Origin of the sequence: Streptomyces sp. NPDC048002, from assembly GCF_040653275.1 — a bacterium.
In the GTDB taxonomy this organism is placed as follows: Bacteria; Actinomycetota; Actinomycetes; order Streptomycetales; family Streptomycetaceae; genus Streptomyces.
On record NZ_JBEZNL010000001.1, the window covers coordinates 233,865 to 257,617 of the forward strand.

A 23,753-nucleotide genomic window follows, 5' to 3' on the forward strand; every position below is an offset into this window, starting at 1 on the left:
CCTTCCGGCGTGTTCCTCACCTCCTCCGCGCACGGACTGCGCTTCGCCTTCGGCACCCTCACCGTCCTCCCCGTCCGGGTGGAGCGCTGGGACCGGGAGACCGCACGCGGGGGCATGCTGTGGGCGCCCCTGGTGGGCGTGGTGGTCGGCGGCTGCGCGGGGGCCGTCGGTCTCGTCCTGCTGTTCCTCGGCACCGGCGCCCAGCTCGCCGCCGTCGCGTCCGTCGCCGTGCCCGCCCTGCTCACCCGCGGGCTGCATCTGGACGGGCTGGCCGACACCGCGGACGGCCTCGGCAGCGGCAAGCCCGCCGAGGACGCGCTGCGGATCATGAAGCAGTCGGACATCGGGCCGTTCGGTGTGATCACCCTGCTGTTCGCGCTGCTCGCCCAGATCGCCGCCCTGTCCCGGCTGTACGACGACTCCTGGGCCCGGGGTTTCCTCGCCGCGCTGGTCTCGGCGGTGGCGGCCCGGCTCGCGCTCACCCTCGCCGCCCGCGCCGGGGTGCCCGCGGCCCGGCCGGAGGGGCTCGGCGCCGCCGTGGCCTCGGTGGTTCCGGTGCGGTCGGCGGTCGCCGTGGCGGTCGGCACGGTCGTGGCCGCCGGCGCCGCGGGCGCGCTCCTCGGCGTCGGCGACGCGGTCCGGACCGCCGGTGCCGTCCTGGCCGCCCTCGGGCTCGCCTCGCTCCTGCTGCGCCGCTGTGTGCGCCGCTTCGGCGGGGTCACCGGCGATGTCTTCGGCGGCCTCGCGGAGACCGCGGCGACCACCGCGCTCGTGGTCCTGACGCTGGGTCTCTAACAGCCCAGCGGGTACGGCAGGGTACCCCAGGGATGGTCCCCGGTGCCGGGGACCGCGCAGTGCACGGTCGCCCCGTGGGCACGGGCCGCGCCCCGCGGGTCGGCGTCGGGCGGGACGTCGTAGAGCAGGTGGCACAGCCGGGTCCCGGCGCCGTACGTCCGTGGTTGCGGGGGCAGCGCGCGGTGGGTGGACCAGGGGCCCTCGAAGGTGACGAGAACATCGGCGATGCGCGCGTAGAGGGGATGCGGGGGCGTGCCGTGGTTGAGGACGAGCGTGCCGTGGCCCGCCGCCCAGGCCGCCGACGCCAGCCCCCGGTAGTGCGCGAACTCCTCCTCCCCGGTGGCGACCTGGTCGAGGAAGGCGCCGTCGGTGCCGTACCAGTCGCGGTGGCGGGCGAGGTCGCGGACGACGTCGGTGTGCGGCCGGTGTCCGTAGCCGGTGTCGGTGTAGCCGAGGACCCGGACGTCCGCGGCGCGCAGACGCTCGGCGAGGGCGGCGAAGTCCGGGTCGGGGCGGTCGCCGGGGCCGCTGGCCGGGTTGAGGACCACGCCGTACAGGCGGGGCGCGGCGGCCACGATCGCGTCCCATTCGGCGGGGCGGACGGCGGGATGCTCGTAGTACGGGACCAGCAGGGTGCTCATCGGTGCGCCGTCACCCTTCCCAGCAGGGCGCAGACCAGCGCCGCCTGCGCCGCGGCCGCCGCGCCGTACACCACCACCGCCACGGTGTGCGGGTCGCCGGTGTGGGTGGCCAGGGCGAGGGTCTGGGCCAGGGCGGCCGGTACGCAGACCAGGGCCGCGCCGAGGACCGCGCCGAAGGACTGGAGCAGCAGGCCCGTCCAGAGCACCACGCCGAGCAGCAGCAGGCCGGTCAGGCGGAGCGCGTCGAAGGCCGGGGCGTGCGGCCACAGCGCCGCGGTCACCAGAGCGAGCGCGAGCAGGCCGGCCAGGTACGCGGCCAGGCACCCCACGACGGTGCGGGCGGTGCCGCCGCGGAACGACCGCGGGGTGCCGGCCGAGCGCAGCCCGGCGAGGCCGGCGCTGCGGAAGCGGTGCAGCAGCCATTCGGCGGGGCCCATGCTCAGGGTGAGGGCGACCGCGGCGGGCGCGGCGACCGCGGAGCCCTCCTGGCCCGCCAGGACGTCGCCCAGCGCCGTGCACACGACCAGGACACCGCTGCCCAGGCCGAACAGGGCGTACGGCAGGGAGCCGGTGAGGCCGGGGGCGGGCACCCGGCGCGGGGCGTCCTCGGGTCCGGCGGTCCGGGAGCGCAGCGCGCCGAAGGGCAGCAGCGCCAGACAGGCCGCCGTCCAGCCGTGGTCCCCCGGTTCGCGCCTCGCCGGGGCCACCGCGAGCAGTGCCAGGGCCGTGACCGCGGCCAGTGAGCCCAGCAGCAGCGCCACGCGCGCGCCGTCCGGCACGGGGTACGCGAGCGCCAGTACCGCGCCCGCCGTCATCGGGGTCAGCGCCGCCAGCAGCGCCCGTTCGCGGCCGAGCACCAGCAGGGCCGTCGCCGCGCCCAGGTAGCAGGACTGGCCCGCCGCGAAGGCGACCGCCGCGGGGGCCGCCGTACCGGCGGCGGCGAGGGCGGCCAGCACCCCCAGCAGGACCCCGAGCGGCGCGCCCACCAGCAGCGCGCGCCGGGCCGCCGCCGGATCCCCGAGTCCCAGCCAGGAGTACGCCCGGTGGGCGAGCCCCTGGTTCCAGCTCCAGCCGAACAGGGCTCCGGCCAGCAGCGGAACCGTGCCCGCCGGGAGGCCGAGGTCGCCCCTCGGGCCCGCGAGCAGGGGTGCGCCCAGCACGTACCCGAAGCCGGGCAGGGCGAAGACGACCCCGCGGAGCAGACAGCCCAGCAGACCGGTGCGCCAGGGGTCGTGGGCGGTGCCGGGCGGCTCGGGGTAGCGGCGCGGGACGCGCTCGTACAGCTCCTCGGCCAGCGCGAAGGAGTTCTTGACGCCGTAGCGCTCGCGTATCTGGTCGTCGGAGAGGCCGTCGGACTCCAGGAGCGCGGCGACCTCGTCGGGGTGGACGGCCGCGGCGACGAACTCGCCGAGCCGTTCGGCGAGTTCCTCCACCGGGTCGGGCGCGGTCCGGCCGGGGACGCGCTGGCGGGGGATCGTGGGCAGGGCCTCGGCCGGGGTGCCCGGCGGGATCCTGAGGCCGCCGCTCACCAGTCGGTCCCGTCCGTGGCGACCTTCTCGTACCAGGGGTCGCGCAGTTCCCGGGTCCAGTCGGCGACCGTCTCGACGGTCGGCTCGTACACCTCGGGCAGGCCCGCCAGTTCGAGGTAGATCGTCCGGAAGGCGTCCACCGAGCGGCGCAGGGTGAAGCGGTCGATGACCCGCTGCCGGGACAACTCGCCGAGTCTCAGACGCCGTTCGTCGTCCTTGAGCAGGGTGAGCGCGGCGGCGGCCAGTTTCTCCGGCTCGCGCGGCGGCACCACCAGACCGGTGTCGCCGACCGCCTCGCGCACCCCGCCGACGTCGGTGGAGACGGTGGTGCGGCCGCAGGACATGGCCTCGATGATGGAGAACGGGAAGCCCTCGGAGATGGACGACAGCATGACGACGTGGCCGGCCGCGTAGGCGCGCCACACCTCGCCGATACGGCCCTCGAAGCTGAGGCCGTCGGTGACGCCGAGTTCGGCGGCGAGCTTCTCCAGCCGGGTCGCGTACGCCTCGCCGCCGGGCGGGACCGGCCCGAACAACCGCAGCCGGGTCTCCGGGAGTTCGGCGCGGACCATGGCGTAGGCGTGCAGCAGGGTCTCCAGGTCCTTGATCGGGTCGACCCGGCCGCACCAGGTGAGGGTGGGGACCTCGGGTTCGGGTCCCGCGTGCGGGAAGGCGTGCGGGTCGACGCCGTTGTAGACGGTGCGGATCTTGCCGCCCTCGGCGCCGCCGCGCTCCTCCCAGCGGCGGTTGTACTGGTTGCACGGGGTGATCAGGTCGGCCGCCCGGTAGCCGAGGGAGTTCAGCTCGCGGTAGAAGGCGAGCATGAACGCCTTGACCGGCCAGCGCTGTTCGGCGCTGCGGTAGCCGAGGTAGCGCTCACGCAGGTAGATGCCGTGCTCGGTGAGGAGGAACGGCACGCCGTCCAGATGGCGGGCGGCGAGTGCGGGCAGGGTGGCGAGTCCGCTGCTCACCGCGTGCGCCACCGAGTCCTCGGGGATGCGCACACCGAGCGGGCGCAGGGCGTGTTCGAGGAGGTCGGTGGCGGTGAGCGCGTCGTGCACGGTGGGCCGGGCGGCGGCCGTCGGCAGATGCGGCATGGTCCAGATCCACATCAGCGCGCGCAGGGCCGGCTCCCCGCGCAGGGCCGCCGACAGGCGTCCGGCACGGGCGAGTTCGGCCAGTTCGTACAGGGCCTCGCCGAAGTCGGCGCGGGCCTCGGGGTCGAGGACGGCGAGCAGCAGCCGCTCGTAGGAGTCGAGGAAGCGGCGGCGGGCGCGGCCGAGCGGAGCGCCGCCGCGCCCCGGCCGGGGGCCCCAGGTCGGCACCGAGACATGCCGGCGGACGTTGGGCGGCAGCTCCCAGGTCACCGGTTCACGGCCGGTGCCGGTGAGCGAGACGACATGGAAGTCGACCTCCGGCATGCCCTTGACGAGCTGGTCGCACCAGGTGCTGACGCCGCCGTGGACATGCGGATAGGTGCCTTCGGTGAGCATGGTGACATGGCGGCCCGAGCGCCTCATCGTTGAGTTCCCCCCTGCGGAACGGGTCTTGCGGCCCGCCGGCGCACCCCGACCGGGTCAGGTCCGGGGTGCGCGTGGCGGTGCGACGGCTCAGGCCGACGGCAGTTTCAGCGTGAGCGCGGACTGGAGCGCGGCCGGGGTCGCCCAGGCCGAGCGGGCGCCCGCGTACGGCGTGCCGAACGCGGTGGTGCCGAGCACCAGTTGCTTCCTCGTGCCCTCCGGCGCGGTCACCGGGATCTGGGTGCCGGACGGCGCGGTGACGGTGACGGTGGTACCGATGCGGTACGCCGTGACCTTGTTGTTCGCGACCGCCGTACGCCAGGCCGCGCGGCGCTGGAACTCGGTGCCGATGGCCTTCTGGGAGAGGTTCTCCACGGGGGTGTTGTCGGCGAACAGGGCCCGGTAGTCGGCGAGCACCTTGTCCATGACCGGGTAGAGGATCCGCTCCTCGGCGAGGTTGGACTGGTGGACGTAGTGCGGGCGCGGGTCGTTGTTGACGACGTGCCCGAGGGCGATGCGGGCCTCCTGCGGCACGATGTACCCGTCGTAGCCGGTGGCCGTGTCCAGTGGCTCGTCGAGGCAGGTGGAGGCCGGGTTGGTGGAGCAGATGCCGCTGCCGCCGTCCTCGGCGGAGGCGTAGATCCAGTTGTACTCGTCGGCCATCTCGGCCTTCGTACCGACGTTGTAGTAGACGTTCATGGGATGCCGGGGGACGGTCAGGGCGGAGCCCACCGCTCGCTGCTCGGGTTCGCGCGAGTTGTCCGAGGCGATCCACTTGACGCCGTTGTCGGCGAGGGCTCCCGCCAGGTTCGGGTTGTCGGCGGGCTGCTGGGGCAGGGTCTTCAGGCCCGAGTGCTCGCCCGTGACCAGTTCGGTCCGGTCGATCGGGAGGCCCTTGGCGACGGCCCAGTTGTGGTTGTCGCGGATCTGCGCGGCGATCTCGGCGCGGCTCATGTACTTCGTCGAGCCGTCGGCGTTCTTCGCGCACGTCCACGGCACCGTGGAGGTGTCCTGGACGCAGCCGAGGAAGGGGTGCGTGTAGGTGTGGTTGATCCACCGGTACTGCGCCCGGTCGGTGAGCAGCCGCGAGGTGAGCGCGTCGGTGCCGCCGTGCTCGGCCTTCCACTCCTCGCCGGCCCCGGCGTTGAAGACCATGTCCATGATGAAGCCCCGCGCGCGCTGCCACTGGGCGGCGTACACGGCGTCCTCGGCCGTCATCCGGATCGGGGCGTTCTCCTCGCCGCCGCCGACGCAGTCGATGTCGCCGGGGGTGCAGTTGCGCTCGGTGTCCCAGCGGGCGTCGGGCGCGAAGACGTCGTCGACGTGGACCGCGAAGTAGTTGCGGTCCTGGCCCAGGTGGACGCCCTGGGTCAGCCACTCGACGATGCCCCGGGCGAGGACCCGGAACTGCTGCTGGTGCTGGTTGTAGGCGAAGGTCACCACCAGTTCGCGGCGGCCGTCGTGGGCGTACTCGCCGATCAGGCTGCCCCGTCCGGAGCCCTCCGGGACGGGCAGGTCGACATAGCTGGTGAAGCCGGCCCGGGGCCGGGCGACGTAGCCGTAACTCTCCTGGATCGAGGGGGCGTTGTCCTCGAAGGTGAGGGCGCCGTCGAGGTAGCCGAAGGCCGAGGAGCGGCCGGCGTCGGTGACGGCGGCCTGCCGCCCGTCGAGGCTGCCGGACCAGCCGCCCTCGTTGGTGTAGTCGAGGCCGACGCCCGGGTGGGCCCAGGTGTAGGCGTCGACCTGCGGGATGCCGTAGGTCCGCTCGTAGTTCTCCAGCGCGGTCTGTTCGCCCGAACCGGAGCCGAACGGGGCCTCGTTGGGCAGCACCACGCCCTGGAACTTCGCTCGCGGCCGGCCGTTGACCGTGTCGCTCAGGAAGGCCGCGGTCAGCGTCGGACGGGCCGAGTCGTTCAGGTCGACCCGGGTGAACGGGATGCCGGTGCTGGTCAGCTGGGCGGTGATGGCCCGGACGGCGCCGCCGCCGTCGTCCACCACCAACACCCGCAGGTCGATGCGCGGGTCCACCGCGGCCGAGGCGCCGGGCACCCCCGAACCCAGCGCCAGCAGCGAGACGGCCGTCAGGGCGGCTGCGGTGTTTCTCCAACGGTGCGCACGGTGCGCCATGTGTGGTTCCTCCCCCCAGAGGATCTCCCTGGGACACATCCGGGAGAATCCTTGGAAATCATGCGAAGCGGTGGCCCGACGGCTCACCGGAACGCGTCGAGTGTGTCTCAGGTCACCGACAGTGAGAGTTGGGAAGTGGCCAGGACGCCACGGACAGGTGAACGTCCGCAGGAATGAGCGAACGGGTCACACGCGCGTAGGCTCGTCCCGAGTGTCAGCCGCACCGGGGCAAAGCCCCCGCTGAGCCCGCACCCCCGCCTCGGAAATAGGGTCGGCCGTCGGGCCCGGTCGACCCACCGCATTTCGGCCAACGCAACTTCACATCGGAAGCGAGATTTCACCACCGTGACTGCTCTCACTCTCAGCACCGCCGCGGCGCCCGGCCTGCGGGCCGACGCGATCGTGATCGGTGTCGCCAAGGGCGCCAAGGGCCCCGTGGTCGCCCCGGGCGCCGAAGCCCTGGACAAGGCCTACGACGGCCGGCTCGCCGCCGTCCTGGAGACCCTCGGTGCCTCCGGCGGCGAGGGCGAGGTGACCAAGCTCCCGGCGCCCGCCGGTTTCAAGACCCCCCTCGTGGTGGCCGTCGGCCTCGGCGCGGAGCCCGACAGCGGCGCCGAGTTCGGCGCGGAGGCGCTGCGCCGTGCCGCGGGCGTCGCCGCCCGCGCGCTGGCCGGCAGCAAGAAGGCCGCCTTCGCCCTGCCCCTCGCGGACGCCGCCGACGCCGGCGCCGTCGCCGAGGGCGCGCTCCTCGGCGCGTACTCCTTCGACGCCTACAAGGAGGGCGCGAAGAACGGCAAGGGCGGCAAGGCCCCGCTCGCCGAGGTCGCCCTGCTCGGCGGGAAGCCGCGGGACAAGGCGTACAAGGCCGCCGTGGAGCGGGCCACCGCCGTCGTCGAGGAGCTGAACCGCGCCCGCGACCTGGTCAACACCCCGCCGAACGACCTCAACCCGGAGTCGTTCGCCGCCGTCGCCCAGGCCGCGGCCAAGGAGCACGGCATCAAGGTGCAGGTGCTCGACGAGAAGGCCCTCACCAAGGGCGGCTACGGCGGCATCCTCGGCGTCGGCGCCGGTTCCGCCGCGGGCCCGCGCCTGGTGAAGCTGTCGTACACCAGCTCCAAGGCGAAGAAGCACCTCGCGTTCGTCGGCAAGGGCATCACCTACGACTCGGGCGGCATCTCGCTCAAGCCGGCCGGCCACAACGAGACGATGAAGTGCGACATGAGCGGCGCCGCCGCGGTGTTCGCCGCCGTCGTCGCCGCCGCGCGGCTCGGCCTGGAGGTCAACGTCACCGGCTGGCTCGCGCTGGCCGAGAACATGCCCTCCGGCTCCGCCACCCGCCCGGGTGACGTGCTGCGCATGTACAGCGGCAAGACCGTCGAGGTGCTCAACACCGACGCCGAGGGCCGCCTGGTCCTCGCCGACGCGCTGTGGGCTGCCTCGCAGGAGAAGCCGGACGCCATCGTGGACGTGGCGACCCTGACCGGCGCCATGGTGCTGGCGCTGGGCAACCGCACCTTCGGCGTGATGGCCAACGACGACGCGTTCCGCGCGGCGATCGTGGACGCGTCCGCGGAGGTCGGCGAGGCGTCCTGGCCGATGCCGCTGCCGGAGCACCTGCGCAAGGGCATGGACTCCCCCACCGCCGACATCGCCAACATGGGCGAGCGGATGGGCGGCGGCCTGGTCGCCGGTCTCTTCCTGCGGGAGTTCGTCGGCGAGGGCATCACCTGGGCCCACCTCGACATCGCGGGCCCGGCCTTCAACGAGCAGGGGCCGTTCGGCTACACCCCCAAGGGCGGCACGGGCTCCGCGGTGCGGACCCTGGTCCGGCTGGCGGAGCTGACGGCCGAGGGCGACCTGGGCTGACGGTGGACGCTCGCTGAAGCGACGATCGACGGGGCCTCGTACGCGGGTAGCGCGAGGCCCCGTCGGCGTTCCCCGGGGCCGCTCCCCGATGAGCGTGTGGTGTCTCACACGTCGGCCCCGCGTCTCGTTCCCCTCCGACAAGTGCGAAGATGGGGCTCGGCAGGACAGGGCCCCCACCGAAGGGCCGAAGAACGAGCGGCCGGACACCAGCCGCCGACCGGTCACTGGAGACCGGCGTGGCGCACATGCATGGAGGACGTGACGTGGCGAACGACGCCAGCACCGTTTTCGACCTAGTGATCCTCGGCGGTGGTAGTGGCGGGTACGCCGCGGCCCTGCGCGGGGCGCAGCTGGGCCTGGACGTCGCCCTGATCGAGAAGGACAAGGTCGGCGGTACCTGCCTGCACCGGGGTTGCATCCCCACCAAGGCTCTGCTGCACGCCGGTGAGGTCGCCGACCAGGCCCGCGAGAGCGAGCAGTTCGGCGTGAAGGCCACCTTCGAGGGCATCGACATCGCCGGGGTCCACAAGTACAAGGACGGCGTGATCGCCGGCCTGTACAAGGGTCTCCAGGGCCTCGTCGCCTCCCGCAAGGTGACGTACATCGAGGGTGAGGGCCGGCTGTCCTCCCCCACCTCCGTCGACGTGAACGGCCAGCGGATCCAGGGCCGCCACATCCTGCTGGCGACCGGCTCCGTGCCGAAGTCGCTGCCGGGCCTGGAGATCGACGGCAACCGCATCATCTCCTCCGACCACGCCCTCGTCCTGGACCGCGTGCCGAAGTCCGCGATCGTCCTGGGCGGCGGTGTCATCGGCGTCGAGTTCGCCTCGGCGTGGAAGTCCTTCGGCACGGACATCACCGTCATCGAGGGCCTGAAGCACCTCGTGCCGGTCGAGGACGAGAACTCCTCCAAGCTCCTGGAGCGCGCGTTCCGCAAGCGCGGCATCAAGTTCAACCTGGGCACCTTCTTCCAGAAGGCCGAGTACACCCAGGACGGGGTCAAGGTCACCCTCGCCGACGGCAAGGAGTTCGAGGCCGAACTCCTGCTGGTCGCCGTCGGCCGCGGCCCGGTCTCGGCCGGTCTCGGCTACGAGGAGCAGGGCGTCGCGATGGACCGCGGCTACGTCCTGGTCGACGAGTACATGCGCACCAACGTCCCGAGCATCTCCGCCGTCGGTGACCTGGTCCCGACCCTCCAGCTCGCGCACGTCGGCTTCGCCGAGGGCATCCTGGTGGCGGAGCGTCTGGCCGGCCTGAAGACCGTCCCGATCGACTACGACGGTGTCCCCCGGGTGACCTACTGCCACCCCGAGGTCGCCTCCGTCGGCATCACCGAGGCCAAGGCCAAGGAGATCTACGGCGCGGACAAGGTCGTCGCTCTGAAGTACAACCTCGCGGGCAACGGCAAGAGCAAGATCCTCAACACCGCGGGCGAGATCAAGCTCGTCCAGGTGAAGGACGGTGCCGTCGTCGGCGTCCACATGGTCGGCGACCGCATGGGCGAGCAGGTCGGCGAGGCCCAGCTGATCTACAACTGGGAAGCGCTGCCCGCCGAGGTCGCCCAGCTCATCCACGCCCACCCGACGCAGAGCGAGGCGCTCGGCGAGGCGCACCTGGCCCTGGCCGGCAAGCCGCTTCACTCGCACGACTGATCCCCTCGGTCGACACCCGTCGAAGCGACGACACAGACTTCCGCAAATCCGTTAGGAGCAACCGAAACCATGGCGGTTTCCGTAACCCTTCCGGCGCTCGGTGAGAGCGTCACCGAGGGCACTGTCACCCGCTGGCTGAAGGCCGAGGGCGAGCGCGTCGAGGCCGACGAGCCGCTGCTCGAGGTCTCGACCGACAAGGTCGACACCGAGATCCCCTCCCCCGCCGCCGGCATCCTGGCCTCCATCAAGGTCGCCGAGGACGAGACCGTTGAGGTCGGCGCCGAGCTGGCCGTCATCGACGACGGCACGGGCGCGCCCGCCGCCGCCCCCGCCCCGGCCGCCGCCGAGGCTCCGGCCCAGGCCGCCGAGCCCGCCCCGGCGCCCGCCGCCGAGGCCCCCGCCGCCCCGGCCCCCGCCGACGAGCCGGCCGCCCCGGCCGGTGGCGCGTCCGGCACGGACGTCGTCTTGCCCGCGCTCGGTGAGTCCGTCACCGAGGGCACCGTGACCCGCTGGCTGAAGTCGGTCGGCGACAGCGTCGAGGCCGACGAGCCGCTGCTGGAGGTCTCCACCGACAAGGTCGACACCGAGATCCCGGCGCCCACCTCCGGTGTGCTCCTGGAGATCGTGGTCGGCGAGGACGAGACGGCCGAGGTCGGCGCCAAGCTCGCCGTCATCGGCGCCCCGGGCGCGGCTCCCGCCGCCGCTCCGGCGCCCGAGGCCCCGGCCCCCGCGCCGGCCGCCCCGGCTCCGGCCCCGGCCGCCCCCGCGGCCCCGGCCGCTCCGGCTCCCGCGCCGGCCGCTCCCGCCCCGGCTCCGGCTCCGGTGGCCCCCGCCGCCCCCGCGCCGGCTCCCGCCGCGCAGGCCGGCGACGAGGGTGCCTACGTCACCCCGCTGGTGCGCAAGCTCGCCGCCGAGAACGGCGTCGACCTGGGCTCCGTCAAGGGCACCGGCGTCGGCGGCCGCATCCGCAAGCAGGACGTGCTCGCCGCCGCCGAGGCCGCGAAGTCCGCTGCCCCGGCTCCGGCCGCCGCCGCTGCCGCCCCGGCCGCCAAGAAGGCCCCGGCGCTGGAGGTCTCCCCCCTCCGTGGCCAGACCGTCAAGATGCCGCGCATCCGCAAGGTCATCGGCGACAACATGGTCAAGGCGCTGCACGAGCAGGCCCAGCTGTCGTCGGTCGTCGAGGTCGACGTCACGCGTCTGATGAAGCTGCGCGCCCGTGCCAAGGACGCGTTCGCGGCCCGTGAGGGCGTCAAGCTCTCCCCGATGCCGTTCTTCGTCAAGGCCGCGGCCCAGGCGCTGAAGGCGCACGCGCCGGTCAACGCCAAGATCAACGAGGCCGAGGGGACCATCACCTACTTCGACACCGAGAACATCGGTATCGCGGTGGACTCCGAGAAGGGCCTGATGACCCCGGTCATCAAGAACGCCGGCGACCTCAACCTCGCCGGTATCGCCAAGGCCACCGCCGACCTGGCGGGCAAGGTCCGGGCCAACAAGATCACGCCGGACGAGCTGTCGGGCGCGACCTTCACCATCTCCAACACCGGTTCGCGCGGTGCCCTGTTCGACACGATCATCGTGCCGCCGGGCCAGGTCGCGATCCTCGGCATCGGCGCGACGGTCAAGCGTCCCGCCGTGATCGAGACGGAGGAGGGCACGGTCATCGGCGTCCGCGACATGACGTACCTGACCCTCTCCTACGACCACCGCCTGGTCGACGGCGCCGACGCGGCCCGTTACCTGACGGCCGTCAAGGCGATCCTGGAGACGGGCGAGTTCGAGGTCGAGCTCGGCCTGTAGCCAGCGGCAGTGCCTTAACGGCGCCCCCGTCCGGACTCCTCCGGGCGGGGGCGCCGTGTTGCGGGCGGCGCGCGATGTCCTCGCCTCAGGCATGGCCGCAGGTCAAATGCCCTTCCAGCGAGCCCAGTTCGTCGGCACGGGGAGATCCGGACACGCTGATCGGCCCCCTCGCTCGCCCGCGAGGAACTCCCTCTCGCTCACCGAGCGGCCCGGTGACACCTCCGCCGCACCGGTCGAGCGGCGCGGCAGTGACCTCGCCCGGCGCCGGCGCGGGAAGCCGATGCCGGGTGGCCCGGACCTCCCGGTCCACCCGGATTCCGCCCCCTCCCGGAGCGCCGTCACCCCCGCCCCCGTACCCGCAACCGTGTAAGTCTCGTCTCACCTGCGCGAAAGCGCCCCTGTGCGCCCCTGCGCGAAGGGCCCGCGGCCTTATTGTCTAAACGTCAAACGCGCGCCCTAAGGAGCCCTCATGACCGCGCCCGTCGTCCACTCGCTGCGCGAACAGATCCGCGAGCACATCCTGGAAGGGATCATCAGCGGACGCTGGCAGCCGGGCGAGCGGATCGTGGAGCGGCGGATCGCGACCGAGCTGGAGGTCAGCCAGACTCCCGTACGGGAGGCGCTGCGCGAGCTGGAGTCGCTGCGGCTGATCGAGTCGGCGCCGAACAAGGGCGTCCGGGTGCGGAACCTGACCGCCGCCGACCTGGAGGAGAGCTATCCGGTGCGGGCGGGGCTGGAGGCGATCGCCGCCGAGCTGGCCGTGGGGCGGCTCGCGGAGGACTGCTCGGCGCTGGAGTCGCACGTGGCCGCGCTGTACGAGGCCGACCGGCTGGCCGACGGGACGGCCCAGGTGCGGCACACCGTCGGGTTCCACCGGGAGATGGTGCGGGCGGCCGGGAACTCCGTGCTGCTGCACACCTGGGAGGGGCTCGGTATCGAGGTGTTCACGGCGCTGTCGATCCGCTGGCTGGGGACCGTGCAGCAGTCGTACGCGGAGGAGCACGAGGAGCTGGTCGCCGCCTTCCGCCGCCGTGACTCCCGGATCGCGGACATCGTGAAGGCCCATGTGCTGGGCTGCGCCCCTCGGCACGAGGACGAGTAGGCACGAGTAGTCCCGGCCGAGCCGCAGCGGACACCCGAGCGGGCGTCCGCTCAATCGGCCGTCCCACCTGCGAAAACCCCTCCCCAGAGCGTCACCGGGTGCCACCGCCGGAGGCACCCGGTGCCGACTTTCTCGTGATCAAGAGGTTTTCGACCTCAACCCTTTGATCGATCATCGATCAGGGAGTTACAGTCACCGACGGGCTTCCACCGAGGCCCGCGCCCTGTCCTGCCAAAGACCAAGGGCACCCCTGAACCCTTACCGATGAGGGAACCCCCTTCGACTGAGGAAGGCGGCGACATGACCGACCCCAACGCCATCCAGCCGAGCGAGCTCGACCAGCTCCACGACCGCGACCCGGAGGAGACCGCCGAATGGCAGGCCTCGCTGGACGCGGTCGCCAAGGCGGCCGGCCCGCACCGTGCGGCTTACCTGATGCGCCGCACACTGGAGCGCGCGGAGGGCAACGGCATCGCGCTGCCCAAGCTGCTCGAGACCGACTACGTCAACACCATCCCCACCGCCGCCGAGACGGCCGTCCCCGGTGACGAGGAGATGGAGCGGCGGATCACCGCCTGGAACCGCTGGAACGCGGCCGCCATGGTGACCCGCGGCAGCAAGTACGGCGTCGGCGGCCACATCGCCACCTTCGCCTCCGCGGCCTGGCTCTACGAGACCGGCTTCAACCACTTCTTCAAGGGCAAGGAGAGCGGCGAGGCGGCCGGCTCCGGCGACCAGCTCTACATCCAGGGCCACGCCTCCCCCGGCATCTACGCCCGCGCCTTCCTCGACGGCCGCCTCGGCGAGCAGCACCTGGACAACTTCCGTCAGGAGTCCGGCGGCAACGGCCTGCCCTCGTACCCGCACCCGCGCCGGCTGCCCTGGCTGTGGGAGTTCCCGACCGTCTCCATGGGGCTCGGTCCGCTCTCCGCGATCTACCAGGCGCGCTTCAACCGGTACCTGACCAACCGCGGCATCAAGGACGTCTCCGCCTCGCACGTGTGGGCGTTCCTCGGTGACGGCGAGATGGACGAGCCGGAGTCGACGGCGGCTCTCGCACTCGCCTCCCGTGAGGGTCTGGACAACCTGACCTTCGTCATCAACTGCAACCTGCAGCGCCTCGACGGCCCGGTCCGCGCCAACTTCAAGATCGTGCAGGAGCTGGAGGCCCAGTTCCGCGGCGCCGGCTGGAACGTCGTCAAGACCCTGTGGGGCTCGGCCTGGGACGAGCTGTTCCAGCTCGACACCACGGGCGCGCTGGTACGCCGGCTGCGCGAGGTACCGGACGCCCAGGTGCAGACGTACCAGACGCGTGGCGCCGCCTACATCCGCGAGGACTTCTTCGGCAAGGACCCCGAGCTGGCCAGGATGGCCCAGCTGCTGTCCGACGACAAGATCCTTGAGTGCTTCCACCTCTCCCGCGGTGGTCACGAGGCGCGCAAGGTGTACGCCGCCTACAAGGCCGCCGTCGAGTTCAAGGGCGCGCCGACCGTGATCCTGGCCCAGACGGTCAAGGGCCACACCCTGGGCGAGGGCTTCGCGTCGAAGAACGCCAACCACCAGATGAAGAAGCTGACGGTGGACGAGTTCAAGACGATGCGTGATCTGCTGGAGCTGCCGATCTCCGACAGCGCCTTCGTCGACGGGCAGGTCCCCTACGGCCACCCGGGCGCCGACTCCCCCGAGGTCCGCTACCTCCAGGAGACCCGCGCGGCCCTCGGCGGTCCGGCCCCGGCCCGCCGGGTGCACCCCGTCGCGCCGCTGCCCGCGCCCGCCGAGAAGGCCTTCGCCTCCTTCGACAAGGGCTCCGGCTCGCAGAACGTGGCGACGACCATGGCCTTCGTCCGGCTCGTCAAGGACCTGGTCCGCGACAAGGAGACCGGCAAGCGCTGGGTGCCGATCGTCCCCGACGAGGCACGCACCTTCGGCATGGAGTCCCTGTTCCCGTCGCTCGGGATCTACTCCCCCAAGGGCCAGACGTACGAGCCGGTCGACCGTGACCAGCTGATGTACTACAAGGAGGCCAAGAACGGCCAGATCCTCAACGAGGGGATCACCGAGGCCGGTTCGATGGCCGACTTCATCGCCGCGTCCACCGCGTACTCCACGCACGGCGAGACGATGATCCCGTTCTACATCTTCTACTCGATGTTCGGCTGGCAGCGCACGGCCGACCAGATGTGGCAGCTCGGCGACCAGCTCGGCCGCGGCTTCCTCGTCGGCGCCACCGCCGGCCGGACGACGCTGACGGGTGAGGGCCTCCAGCACGCCGACGGCCACTCCCCGGTGATCGCGGCGACCAACCCGGCGGCGCTGTCGTACGACCCGGCGTTCGCCTACGAGGTCGCGGCGATCGTCAAGGAGGGTCTGCGCCGGATGTACGGCGAGGCCGCGCCGGGCGAGGACCAGGACGTCTTCTACTACCTGACCGTCTACAACGAGCCGCTGCCGCAGCCCGCGAAGCCGGCCGGGGCCGGGGTCGACGAGGGCATCGTCAAGGGCCTGTACCGCTTCAACACCGCCGAGTCGGCCGGTCTCACCCCGGTCGCCAACGCGCCGCGCATCCAGCTGCTGGGCTCCGGCACGGCGATCCACTGGGCGCTGAAGGCGCAGCGGATGCTCGCCGAGGAGTGGGGCGTGGCCGCCGACGTGTGGTCGGCCACCTCCTGGACCGAGCTGCGGCGCGACGCACTGGAGGCGGACGCGGCGCTGCTGCGGGGCGAGGAGCGGGTGCCGTTCGTCCGCCAGGCGCTCCAGGGCGCCGAGGGCCCGGTGCTGGCGGTCTCCGACTACATGCGCCAGGTCCCGGACCAGATCGCGCAGTGGGTCGAGCAGGACTGGTCCTCGCTGGGCGCCGACGGCTTCGGTCTGTCGGACACCCGGGAGGCGGCCCGCCGCCACTTCGGTGTCGACGCCGAGTCCATCGTGGTCGCCGCCCTGGCGCAGCTCGCCCGGCGCGGCGAGGCCAAGGCGACGGCCGTGAAGGAGGCCCGCGAGCGCTACGGCCTGTGAGGCCGCGGGGTCCGGCACGGTGAGAGGGGGGAGGCGGCACTCGGCCGCCTCCCCCCTCCCGTCCGTTCTCAGGGGCGGGTCCCGGCTACTCCGCGGACGGGATCGCGGTCTCGTCGCCCTCGGGTCCGGGATCGGGGTGACGGCGGAGCTGGATGATGGCCGTGATCAGCCCGCCCCACACGATGAGCATGGCGATGATCATCATCACGATGGCGCCAGCGGACATCAGCGGTCCTCCTCACCGGGCCGGTGCCCGCGTCGATGGGCCTCGGCCTCTTCCGCGGTCTCCATGTCGAGGTCGATGAGTCCGCCCTCGGCGGACCGCCACGGGATCAGGGAGAGGAGCACGCCGACCAGCAGCGCTCCGATCGCCACGCTCCAGCCCGCGCCGAGCAGGAAGTCGGTGGAGTAGCCCTCGTAGTTCTCGTCGAACTCGTCGATCAGGCTGTCGACCATCATCCAGCCCAGCACGACCGGGGTGATGACGCCGAGGCAGATCTTCCACCAGCGGCCGAGCATCACGGCGGAGGTGGCGTCGGCGTCCCGCTGGAGTTCGGGCAGCTTCCGCATCAGCCAGGCCACCGCGATCACGCCGACGAGCGCGGCGAGCGCGATGCCGTACTGGTTGATGAAGTGGTCGGAGGCGTCCAGGAGGTAGACGCCCTCGTTGGTCGGGAAGATCAGGACGGAGACCACAGCGACGGCGCCGCCGACCCCGAGGACCGCGGGGATGCGGTGCATGCCGGTGCGGTCCTGCACGGCCGAGACGACCACCTGCACGATGGAGATCAGGGAGGACAGGCCGGCGATCACCAGGGAGACGAAGAAGATCACGCCGAAGAGTCCGCCGAGCCACATCTCGGAGATGATCGTCGGGAAGGCCACGAAGGCGAGACCGAGACCGGCCGCGGCCACCTCGTCGACCGGTACGCCCGCGTTCTGCGCCATGAAGCCCAGCGCGGCGAACACCCCGATGCCGGCGAGGATCTCGAAGGAGCTGTTGGCGAAGCCCGCGACGAGGGCGGAGCCGGTGAGGTCGGCCCGGCGGCGCAGGTAGGAGGCGTAGGTGACCATGATGCCGAAGCCGATCGACAGCGAGAAGAAGATCTGGCCGTAGGCGGCCACCCACACGCTGCCGTTGCCGAGTTCGGACCAGTCGGGCGAGAAGAAGGCGTTCAGGCCCTCCGCGGCTCCCTCCAGGGTGAGGGCCCTGACCACCAGGGCGGCGAAGAAGACCACCAGCAGGGGGATGAAGACCTTGTTGGCCTTCTCGATGCCGCGCCGGATGCCGAACGCCAGGATGACCAGCACCACGACCCAGACGGCGATGAGCGGCCAGACCACCCCGGAGACGTAGCCGGAGACGAAGCCGGGCTCGTCGGCGGCCTTGAGGAAGGTGCCGAAGAGATAGCCCTCCGGGTCGTCGCCCCACGCCTGGTCGGCGGAGAAGCCGACGTAGCGCACCGCCCAGGCGATGATGACCGCGTAGTAGGTGGCGATCACGAACGAGATCGCCACCTGCCACCAGCCCAGCACCTCGGCCGGGCGGGCCATCTGCCGCAGGGCGGCGGGGGGTGAGGTCCGGTATCTGCGCCCGATCGCGTACTCCATGATGAGCAGCGGGATACCGGCTGTGAGCAGCGCGATCAGGTAGGGCAGGAGGAAGGCGCCGCCACCGTTGTCGTAGGCGACGGCGGGGAAGCGCCAGATGTTGCCCAGGCCGATCGCGGAGCCGATCGCCGCCAGCAGGAAGCCGGTGCGGGTCGACCATTGTTCGCGGGGTTTTTGCGCCATGTGTCAGCCTTCGTCGACGGACGTGCGGACCGCTGATGCTGTGATCGTGGACTGAGGGCGACGCTATCGGAGTCACCGGCCGAGCACAGCGTGTGTACACCCAACCCGGTGGCGGGGCGGCAGAATGGCGCCATGCGTGCCGCCCGACTGATCAGAATGGTCCTGCTGCTCCAGTCCCGGCCCTCCATGACCGCCGCCGAGCTGGCGCTGGAGCTGGAGGTGTCGGAGCGTACGGTCACGAGGGACGCGCAGGCGCTGTCGGAGGCGGGCGTGCCGGTCTACGCGGACCGGGGGCGGGCCGGCGGGTACCGGCTGGTCGGGGGGTACCGGACCCGGCTGACCGGGCTGGCCCGCAGTGAGGCCGAGGCGCTGTTCCTCAGCGGGGTTCCGGGGGCGCTGCGGGAGATGGGGCTCCAGGACGCGGCCTCGGTCGCCCGGCTGAAGGTGTCGGCGGCGCTGCTGCCGTCCGTGCGCGACGCCTCGCACAGCGCCGCCCGGCGGTTCCACCTGGACGCGCCCGGCTGGTTCGCGGAGCCGGAGACCCCGGCGCTGCTGCCGGCGGTCGCGGAGGCGGTGTGGGACGACCGGCGGGTGGTGGCGGTGTACCGGCGGGGCGAGGGCGAGGTACGGCGGGAGCTGGAGCCCTACGGGCTCGTGCTGAAGGCGGGGGTCTGGTACCTGTGCGCCCGGGTCGCCGGGCACGGCACCTACCGGGTGTACCGGGTCGACCGGTTCACGGAGGTGGAGTCCGTGGACGGCGGTCCTGAGCGGTTCGAGCGGGACGAGGCGTTCGACCTGCCCGGCTTCTGGGCGGAGCGGGCCGAGGAGTTCGCGCGTTCCCTGCTGCGGGTCGAGACCGTCGTACGGGTCTCCCCTGGCGGGGCGCGCAGGCTGCCGCACGTCGTGGACGCGCGGGCCGCCGGGGAGGCGCTGGAGCGGGCGGGCGAGCCGGACGGGGACGGGTGGGTGACCGTGACGCTGCCGGTGGAGTCGGAGGACGTGGCGCACAGCCAGTTCGCCTCGCTGGGGCCCGAGATCGAGGTGCTGGCGCCCGAGGGTCTGCGGGCGCGGTTCGCGGCCGACGCGCGCCGGCTGGCCGCCCTGTACGGCGCGGCGGACGCCGGATAACAATCCGCCGCACTCCGCGTGCGCCCCACCCGTGCAGGGCCGATGCTGGACCCGTGATGGACGAGACGGAGTTCTGGGAGCTGGTGGACGCCGCCCGCGAGGCCGCCGAGGGCGACCCGGAGGAGCAGGCCGACCTGCTGGTGGACCGGCTCCTGACGCTGGACCCCGAGATGGTCCTGGACTTCGCCCGCCACTTCGAGGCCCGCTACAACCGCGCGTACACCTGGGGTCTGTGGGGTGCCGCCTGGGTGCTGCTGGACGGCGCGAGCGACGACGCCTTCGACTTCTTCCGGTGCTGGCTGATCGGCCAGGGCCGGGAGGTGTACGAGGGCGGGGTGCACGATCCGGACTCGCTCGCGGAGCTGCTGGACGAGTTCGACGAGGAGTTCGACGGCGACGGCGAGGAGCTGGGCTACGCGGCCGACGAGGCCTACGAGCAGCTCACCGGTGCCGTGGCGCCCGATCTCGGTATCCCGCCCGCCGCCGCGGAGCCGGAGGGCGTCCCGGTCGACTTCGAGAACGAGGGGACGCTGGCGGACCGCTACCCCCGGCTCTGGGAGCGGTTCCGGGACTGACTCCCCGCTGCCGCGCGCCCAGGGCGAAACACGCCCTACTGGCGTCGGCGGGTCGGGTCGGACGGGAGGTAGGCCTGGGTCTGTTCGGCCTTCACCGTGTGGTGCCGCGGGGCCGCGTTGGCCTGGTCGAGCGCCGAGGCCGTGACGGCGGCCGGTCCGAGGACGACCGTCGCGACCGCGCAGACCACCGTCCACACCCTCTTGCCGTTCCCGTTCCCGTTCCCGTTCCCGCTGCCGATGCTGCTGCTGCCGCTGTTCATGATCCCCACCTCCGGTCGGCTTGTGCGGTCGACGGTAGGGCGGTGGGATCTGAGGGCGCTGCGGGTCCGCTGTGGTGTGGCTGTGGGAGTCAGTCCCGGCCCTGGTAGCGGGCCGCGAGGTCGCGGATCGCGGGGAGGCGGGCGGCCAGGGCGGCGCCGGGACAGCTGGTCATGTAGCCGTCCTGGTGGCCGGCGACGGCGGGCAGGGTGGCGGTGAAGCCCTTGGGGTACCGGCTGTAGTTGTTGCTGGAGACCAGGCGGGCCCGGCCGCGGGGGTCGGTGTCGGTCAGGCCGAGTTTCCAGGCCGCGAGCGCGGCGATGGAGTCGGTCATCGCCCTGGGCACCTCGGCGCCGGCCGTGAAGGTGCCGAGGGCGGCGATGCCGGCGGTGCGGTGGTTGAAGCCCTGGGTGTGGGCGCCGGTGACGGGGCGGGTGACGCCGCCGGCCCGGCCCTCGTAGATGGTGCCGCAGCGGTCGACGAGGAAGTTGTAGCCGATGTCGTCCCAGTCCCGGGATCCCGTCTGGCCCTCGTACAGGGAGCGGATGATGCGCGGGGCGTCCGCGCAGTCGTAGCCGTTGGGCGAGTCGGTGTGGTGGACGAAGACGGCGACGACCCGGTCGTCGTAGCGGGGCGGGGGCTGGTCCCTGCGGGTCTCCGCGTCGAGCCACCGGGAGCGCGGCACGACGTCCGGCCGGGCCGCGGTGTGGCCCACGGCGTGCCGGGCCGCCAGGGGCCGGGCGGCGGCCGGGTCGGGGCGTTCCACACCGCTCGCGCACAGCAGCAGCGCCGTGACGGCGGCCAGGCCCGGCAGACAGCCGAGTGCGACGGCGGCGGTGCCGGGTATCCGGTCGGCACGGCGTCGAAGCGCCTCACGTGTTCTTCGGAAAGCCGGTCGCACGACACGCATGGACCCACTGTCCGACGGATCCGCGGTGCTCGCGACGTGTGTTCTGCCACCCGGTGGAACCATCGTCCCGTTCTGCGGCGTTTTCCGAGGTGGGCGTGTGCGTGGCCGGTTCCGGCGGGCCACCGCGCGCGACTGATCACCGGGCCCGTTCCGTGCGTACTGGATGGTCCGAGAGAAAGGCGGCTCCGTGGACCTGCTCGACATCCTGCTGTTGCTGGTCGTCCTGGCCTACGCGGCGTCCGGCTACCGGCGCGGGCTGGTCGCCGGGTGCGTGTCGCTCGCCGGTTTCGTGGGCGGCGCCGTCGTCGGCGTGTGGGTGCTGCCCTGGGTGATGGGCCTGGTGACACCGGGCACGACGACGGCGACGGTGACCGCCGTGCTGACGGTGCTGCTGCCGGCCGGGGTGGGGCACGAGCTGGCGGGGCGGCTGGCGCTGAAGCTGCGCCGGGAGCTGTCCGGCGGGCCGCTGCGGGTGGCCGACGGGGTCGGCGGGGCCGTGGCCAACTCGGTCGCGGTGCTGATCGTGGCCTGGGTGGCGGCGAGCGTGCTGGCCGCGTCCTCGTCGCCGCTGCTGACGTCGGCGATCCGGGACTCCCGGCTGCTGGGGACCGTGCAGGACGCGATGCCGGACGCCACGCCCGGCTGGTTCTCGCGGGCCACCTCCGCGCTCACCGAGGCGGGCTTCCCGCAGGTGTTCAACCCCTTCGAGAACGAGACGACGGCCGAGGTGGCGCGGCCCACCGGGGACAGCGTGACCCCGGCCGCCACCGCGGCGGCGAAGCGGAGCACGGTCAAGATCGAGGGCGCCTCGGGCAACCAGGGCCGCGAGGGCAGCGGTTTCGTGTACGCGCCGCGGCATGTGATGACCAACGCCCATGTGGTGGCCGGCATCGACGAGCCGAGCGTGCGGGTCGGCGGGGTGGGGCGGGCGTACGCCTCGCGGGTCGTGCTGTTCGACCCGGCGAAGGACGTGGCGGTGCTGTACGTGCCCGAGCTGCGGGCGCCTGTGCTGCCCTTCGTGGACGACGCGGCGCGTGGCGACTCCGCGGTCGTCGCCGGCTATCCGAACGACGGTGACCTGGACCTCCGGGCGGCCACGGTGGCGAACCGGGTGCGGGCGACCGGGCAGAACATCTACAACGACGGGACGGTGACCCGGGAGATCTACTCGATCCGCTCCACCGTCCGGCCCGGCAACTCCGGCGGCCCGCTGCTGACCACCGAGGGCCGGGTGTACGGCGTGGTCTTCGCCCGCTCCACCTCCGACGACGAGACCGGCTACGTCCTGACCGCCGCCGAGGTGGCCGAGGACGCCGAGCGGGCGGCGCGGGCGACGGAGCCGGTGGACACGGGCGACCTGATCACGTCGTAGGGCGGTCCGCTCCCCGATGATGAGGGTCCCGGCCGGCCTCACCCCTCGGAGACTGTCGTGACCGTGTTCTTCGTGATCTCCCTGCTGCTGGCGGGGGCCGCCCTCGCGCTGGCGGTGCGCAGGCGGCGGTCCGCGGCGGCGGCCGACCAGTTCAGAGACGGAGCCCCATGACGACGTCGTCGACGTAGGTGCCCTCCAGGCAGAACTCCTCGGGCAGGACGCCTTCCACCGCGAAGCCCTCGGAGGCGTAGAGCGCGCGGGCCGGGGCGTTGTGGCCGAGGACGCGCAGGGTGAGGCGGCGGGCACCGCGTTCGCGGGCCTCGGCGACGGCCGCGCGGATCAGCGCGCGCCCCACGCCGTGCCCGCGCGCGTCGTCCAGGACGGCCAGGCCCTGGATCTGGCGGACATGCGCGTTGGAGGCGAGCGGGGTGGGGTACGCGAGCCGGATGTAGCCGACGACGCGGCCCGCGACCTCGGCGACGAGGTAGTCCTCCGGCCGGTGGCGCTCGTCGAAGAAGGGGCCCGTCGGGTCTTCCGGGCGGGGCGTGACCGCGTGCAGCGTCGACCAGGTGTCATGGTCGAGTCGGGCCAGCGCCTTCTCGTCGTCGGGCTGGGCGGTGCGTATGTGGGGCGGCTCAGGGCGTGATGCGGGCATGGGGGTCACCCTACGACCGGAAGCGGCCGGTCTGACCAGGCATTTATGTCTGGTGTTCGAAAAATCGGGCACAGGATGGAGTCATGGAACCTTCGAGGATCGCGGTGGCGGGTGCCTCCGGGCTGATCGGCGGCGCGCTGGCGCGGTCGCTGACGGCCGACGGGCACGAGGTGGTGCGCCTGGTGCGGCGGGCGCCGCGCGGGCCGGACGAGGTCCGCTGGGACCCCGAGGCGCGGTCCGTGGACACGGCGGGGCTCGCCGGGTGCGACGCGGTCGTCAACCTCGCGGGCGCCGGGGTGGGGTCGCGGCGCTGGACGGACGCGTACAAGCGGCGGATCCGGGACAGCCGGGTGCTGGGCACGGCGGCGCTCGCCGAGGCCGTGGCGGGGCTGGACGAGCCGCCCCGGGTCTTCGTGTCGGGCAGCGCGATCGGCTACTACGGGGAGACCGGCGACCGGGTCGTCGACGAGGACGCGCCGCCCGGCGCGGGCTTCCTGCCGGAGCTGTGCGTGGAGTGGGAGGGTGCCGCGGACCCGGCCCGGCGGGCGGGGGTGCGGACCGTGTGCGTGCGCACCGGTCTGGTGGTGTCCCGGGACGGCGGGGCCTGGCAACGGCTGTTCCCGCTGTTCAAGGCGGGGCTCGGGGGGCGGATGGGCGACGGGCGGCAGTACTGGTCGTACGTCTCGCTGCACGACGAGGTGGCGGCGATCCGGCATCTGCTGGCCACCGAGGGGCTGTCGGGGCCGTTCAACGTGACCGCTCCGGAGCCGCTGACCAACCGTGAGATCACGGCGGCGATGGGGCGGGTGCTGCGCCGGCCCACGCCGTTCCCGGTGCCGTCCGCGGCGCTGAAGGCGGTGCTCGGGGAGATGGCCGGGGATGTGCTCGGCAGTCAACGGGTGGTGCCCAGGCGGCTGTCGGAGTCCGGGTTCGTGTTCGCGCACCCGGACATCGAGGGGGCGTTGCGCGCCGCGCTGTGAGCGGCGGGGCCGTTCGCGTGTCCCTCCTCTCGTCCGT

The 23,753-nt window shown here is 72.8% G+C and carries 19 protein-coding genes; 10 read left to right on the plus strand and 9 right to left on the minus strand.

The window, feature by feature from the left end:
- Nucleotides 1–9: 9 nt before the first annotated feature.
- Nucleotides 10–795, plus strand: coding sequence for an adenosylcobinamide-GDP ribazoletransferase (locus AB0E07_RS01070; protein WP_362245002.1), 786 nt, complete (start codon nt 10–12; stop codon nt 793–795).
- Here AB0E07_RS01070 and AB0E07_RS01075 read toward each other — a convergent pair.
- The 4 genes from AB0E07_RS01075 to AB0E07_RS01090 form a co-directional block, all read right to left on the minus strand.
- Entirely contained in the window at nt 792–1,436 is a 645-nt protein-coding gene (locus tag AB0E07_RS01075; protein ID WP_362245004.1) for a spherulation-specific family 4 protein, read from the minus strand. The two genes, AB0E07_RS01070 and AB0E07_RS01075, sit on opposite strands and share 4 nt — an antisense overlap.
- Nucleotides 1,433–2,965: a hypothetical protein gene (locus tag AB0E07_RS01080; protein WP_362245006.1), complete on the minus strand. Its 1,533-nt coding sequence runs from the start codon at nt 2,963–2,965 to the stop codon at nt 1,433–1,435. Before AB0E07_RS01080 ends, AB0E07_RS01075 begins: the two co-directional genes overlap by 4 nt.
- Entirely contained in the window at nt 2,962–4,485 is a 1,524-nt protein-coding gene (gene pelF / locus AB0E07_RS01085) for a GT4 family glycosyltransferase PelF (protein WP_362245008.1), read from the minus strand. Before pelF ends, AB0E07_RS01080 begins: the two co-directional genes overlap by 4 nt.
- A 90-nt stretch (nt 4,486–4,575) precedes the next feature.
- The gene (locus tag AB0E07_RS01090) at nt 4,576–6,612 is read right to left on the minus strand and encodes a hypothetical protein (RefSeq protein ID WP_362245010.1); all 2,037 of its coding nucleotides are present in this window, start codon (nt 6,610–6,612) and stop codon (nt 4,576–4,578) included.
- 345 nt (nt 6,613–6,957) lie between these two features.
- Between AB0E07_RS01090 and AB0E07_RS01095 the strand changes: the two genes are divergently transcribed.
- The 5 genes from AB0E07_RS01095 to aceE all read left to right on the plus strand — a co-directional run bounded on the left by AB0E07_RS01095 (nt 6,958) and on the right by aceE (nt 16,044).
- Entirely contained in the window at nt 6,958–8,478 is a 1,521-nt protein-coding gene (locus AB0E07_RS01095) for a leucyl aminopeptidase (protein ID WP_362245012.1), read from the plus strand.
- Nucleotides 8,479–8,741: 263 nt separating this feature from the next.
- Complete coding sequence (lpdA, locus tag AB0E07_RS01100; protein ID WP_362245014.1) at nt 8,742–10,130, plus strand: dihydrolipoyl dehydrogenase; 1,389 nt, start codon at nt 8,742–8,744, stop codon at nt 10,128–10,130.
- Nucleotides 10,131–10,199: 69 nt separating this feature from the next.
- The gene (gene sucB, locus AB0E07_RS01105; RefSeq protein ID WP_362245016.1) at nt 10,200–11,930 is read left to right on the plus strand and encodes a 2-oxoglutarate dehydrogenase, E2 component, dihydrolipoamide succinyltransferase; all 1,731 of its coding nucleotides are present in this window, start codon (nt 10,200–10,202) and stop codon (nt 11,928–11,930) included.
- A gap of 469 nt (nt 11,931–12,399) precedes the next feature.
- Nucleotides 12,400–13,032, plus strand: a complete 633-nt coding sequence (locus AB0E07_RS01110) for a GntR family transcriptional regulator (RefSeq protein ID WP_362245018.1) — start codon at nt 12,400–12,402, stop codon at nt 13,030–13,032.
- 300 nt (nt 13,033–13,332) lie between these two features.
- Nucleotides 13,333–16,044, plus strand: a complete 2,712-nt coding sequence (gene aceE / locus AB0E07_RS01115; protein ID WP_362245020.1) for a pyruvate dehydrogenase (acetyl-transferring), homodimeric type — start codon at nt 13,333–13,335, stop codon at nt 16,042–16,044.
- An 85-nt stretch (nt 16,045–16,129) separates the two neighbouring features.
- Here the strand turns inward: aceE and AB0E07_RS01120 are convergent, their stop codons facing one another.
- Together AB0E07_RS01120 and AB0E07_RS01125 are read right to left on the minus strand one after the other, a co-directional pair.
- Nucleotides 16,130–16,270, minus strand: a complete 141-nt coding sequence (locus AB0E07_RS01120; protein WP_362245022.1) for a methionine/alanine import family NSS transporter small subunit — start codon at nt 16,268–16,270, stop codon at nt 16,130–16,132.
- Nucleotides 16,270–17,838: a sodium-dependent transporter gene (locus tag AB0E07_RS01125; RefSeq protein ID WP_362245024.1), complete on the minus strand. Its 1,569-nt coding sequence runs from the start codon at nt 17,836–17,838 to the stop codon at nt 16,270–16,272. Before AB0E07_RS01125 ends, AB0E07_RS01120 begins: the two co-directional genes overlap by 1 nt.
- A gap of 132 nt (nt 17,839–17,970) precedes the next feature.
- Here AB0E07_RS01125 and AB0E07_RS01130 point away from each other — a divergent pair, with 132 nt between their 5' ends.
- A complete protein-coding gene (locus AB0E07_RS01130; protein ID WP_362245026.1) occupies nt 17,971–18,966 on the plus strand; it encodes a WYL domain-containing protein in 996 nt (331 codons plus the stop codon).
- Nucleotides 18,967–19,022: 56 nt separating this feature from the next.
- The gene (locus AB0E07_RS01135; RefSeq protein WP_362245735.1) at nt 19,023–19,541 is read left to right on the plus strand and encodes a DUF4240 domain-containing protein; all 519 of its coding nucleotides are present in this window, start codon (nt 19,023–19,025) and stop codon (nt 19,539–19,541) included.
- 35 nt (nt 19,542–19,576) lie between these two features.
- Here AB0E07_RS01135 and AB0E07_RS01140 read toward each other — a convergent pair whose 3' ends face one another.
- Together AB0E07_RS01140 and AB0E07_RS01145 are read right to left on the minus strand one after the other, a co-directional pair.
- The gene (locus tag AB0E07_RS01140) at nt 19,577–19,801 is read right to left on the minus strand and encodes a hypothetical protein (protein ID WP_362245028.1); all 225 of its coding nucleotides are present in this window, start codon (nt 19,799–19,801) and stop codon (nt 19,577–19,579) included.
- Nucleotides 19,802–19,890: 89 nt separating this feature from the next.
- Nucleotides 19,891–20,709, minus strand: a complete 819-nt coding sequence (locus AB0E07_RS01145; protein WP_362245030.1) for a peptidoglycan recognition protein — start codon at nt 20,707–20,709, stop codon at nt 19,891–19,893.
- A gap of 187 nt (nt 20,710–20,896) precedes the next feature.
- On the opposite strand from AB0E07_RS01145, the gene AB0E07_RS01150 reads away from it, so the two are divergent.
- Complete coding sequence (locus tag AB0E07_RS01150) at nt 20,897–22,081, plus strand: MarP family serine protease (RefSeq protein WP_362245032.1); 1,185 nt, start codon at nt 20,897–20,899, stop codon at nt 22,079–22,081.
- Nucleotides 22,082–22,232: 151 nt separating this feature from the next.
- On the opposite strand, the gene AB0E07_RS01155 is transcribed toward AB0E07_RS01150, so the two are convergent.
- Nucleotides 22,233–22,736, minus strand: a complete 504-nt coding sequence (locus tag AB0E07_RS01155; protein WP_362245034.1) for a GNAT family N-acetyltransferase — start codon at nt 22,734–22,736, stop codon at nt 22,233–22,235.
- An 83-nt stretch (nt 22,737–22,819) separates the two neighbouring features.
- On the opposite strand from AB0E07_RS01155, the gene AB0E07_RS01160 reads away from it, so the two are divergent.
- Nucleotides 22,820–23,716 (plus strand): TIGR01777 family oxidoreductase, encoded by an 897-nt coding sequence (locus AB0E07_RS01160; protein ID WP_362245036.1) that lies wholly within the window; start codon nt 22,820–22,822, stop codon nt 23,714–23,716.
- Nucleotides 23,717–23,753 lie beyond the last annotated feature (37 nt).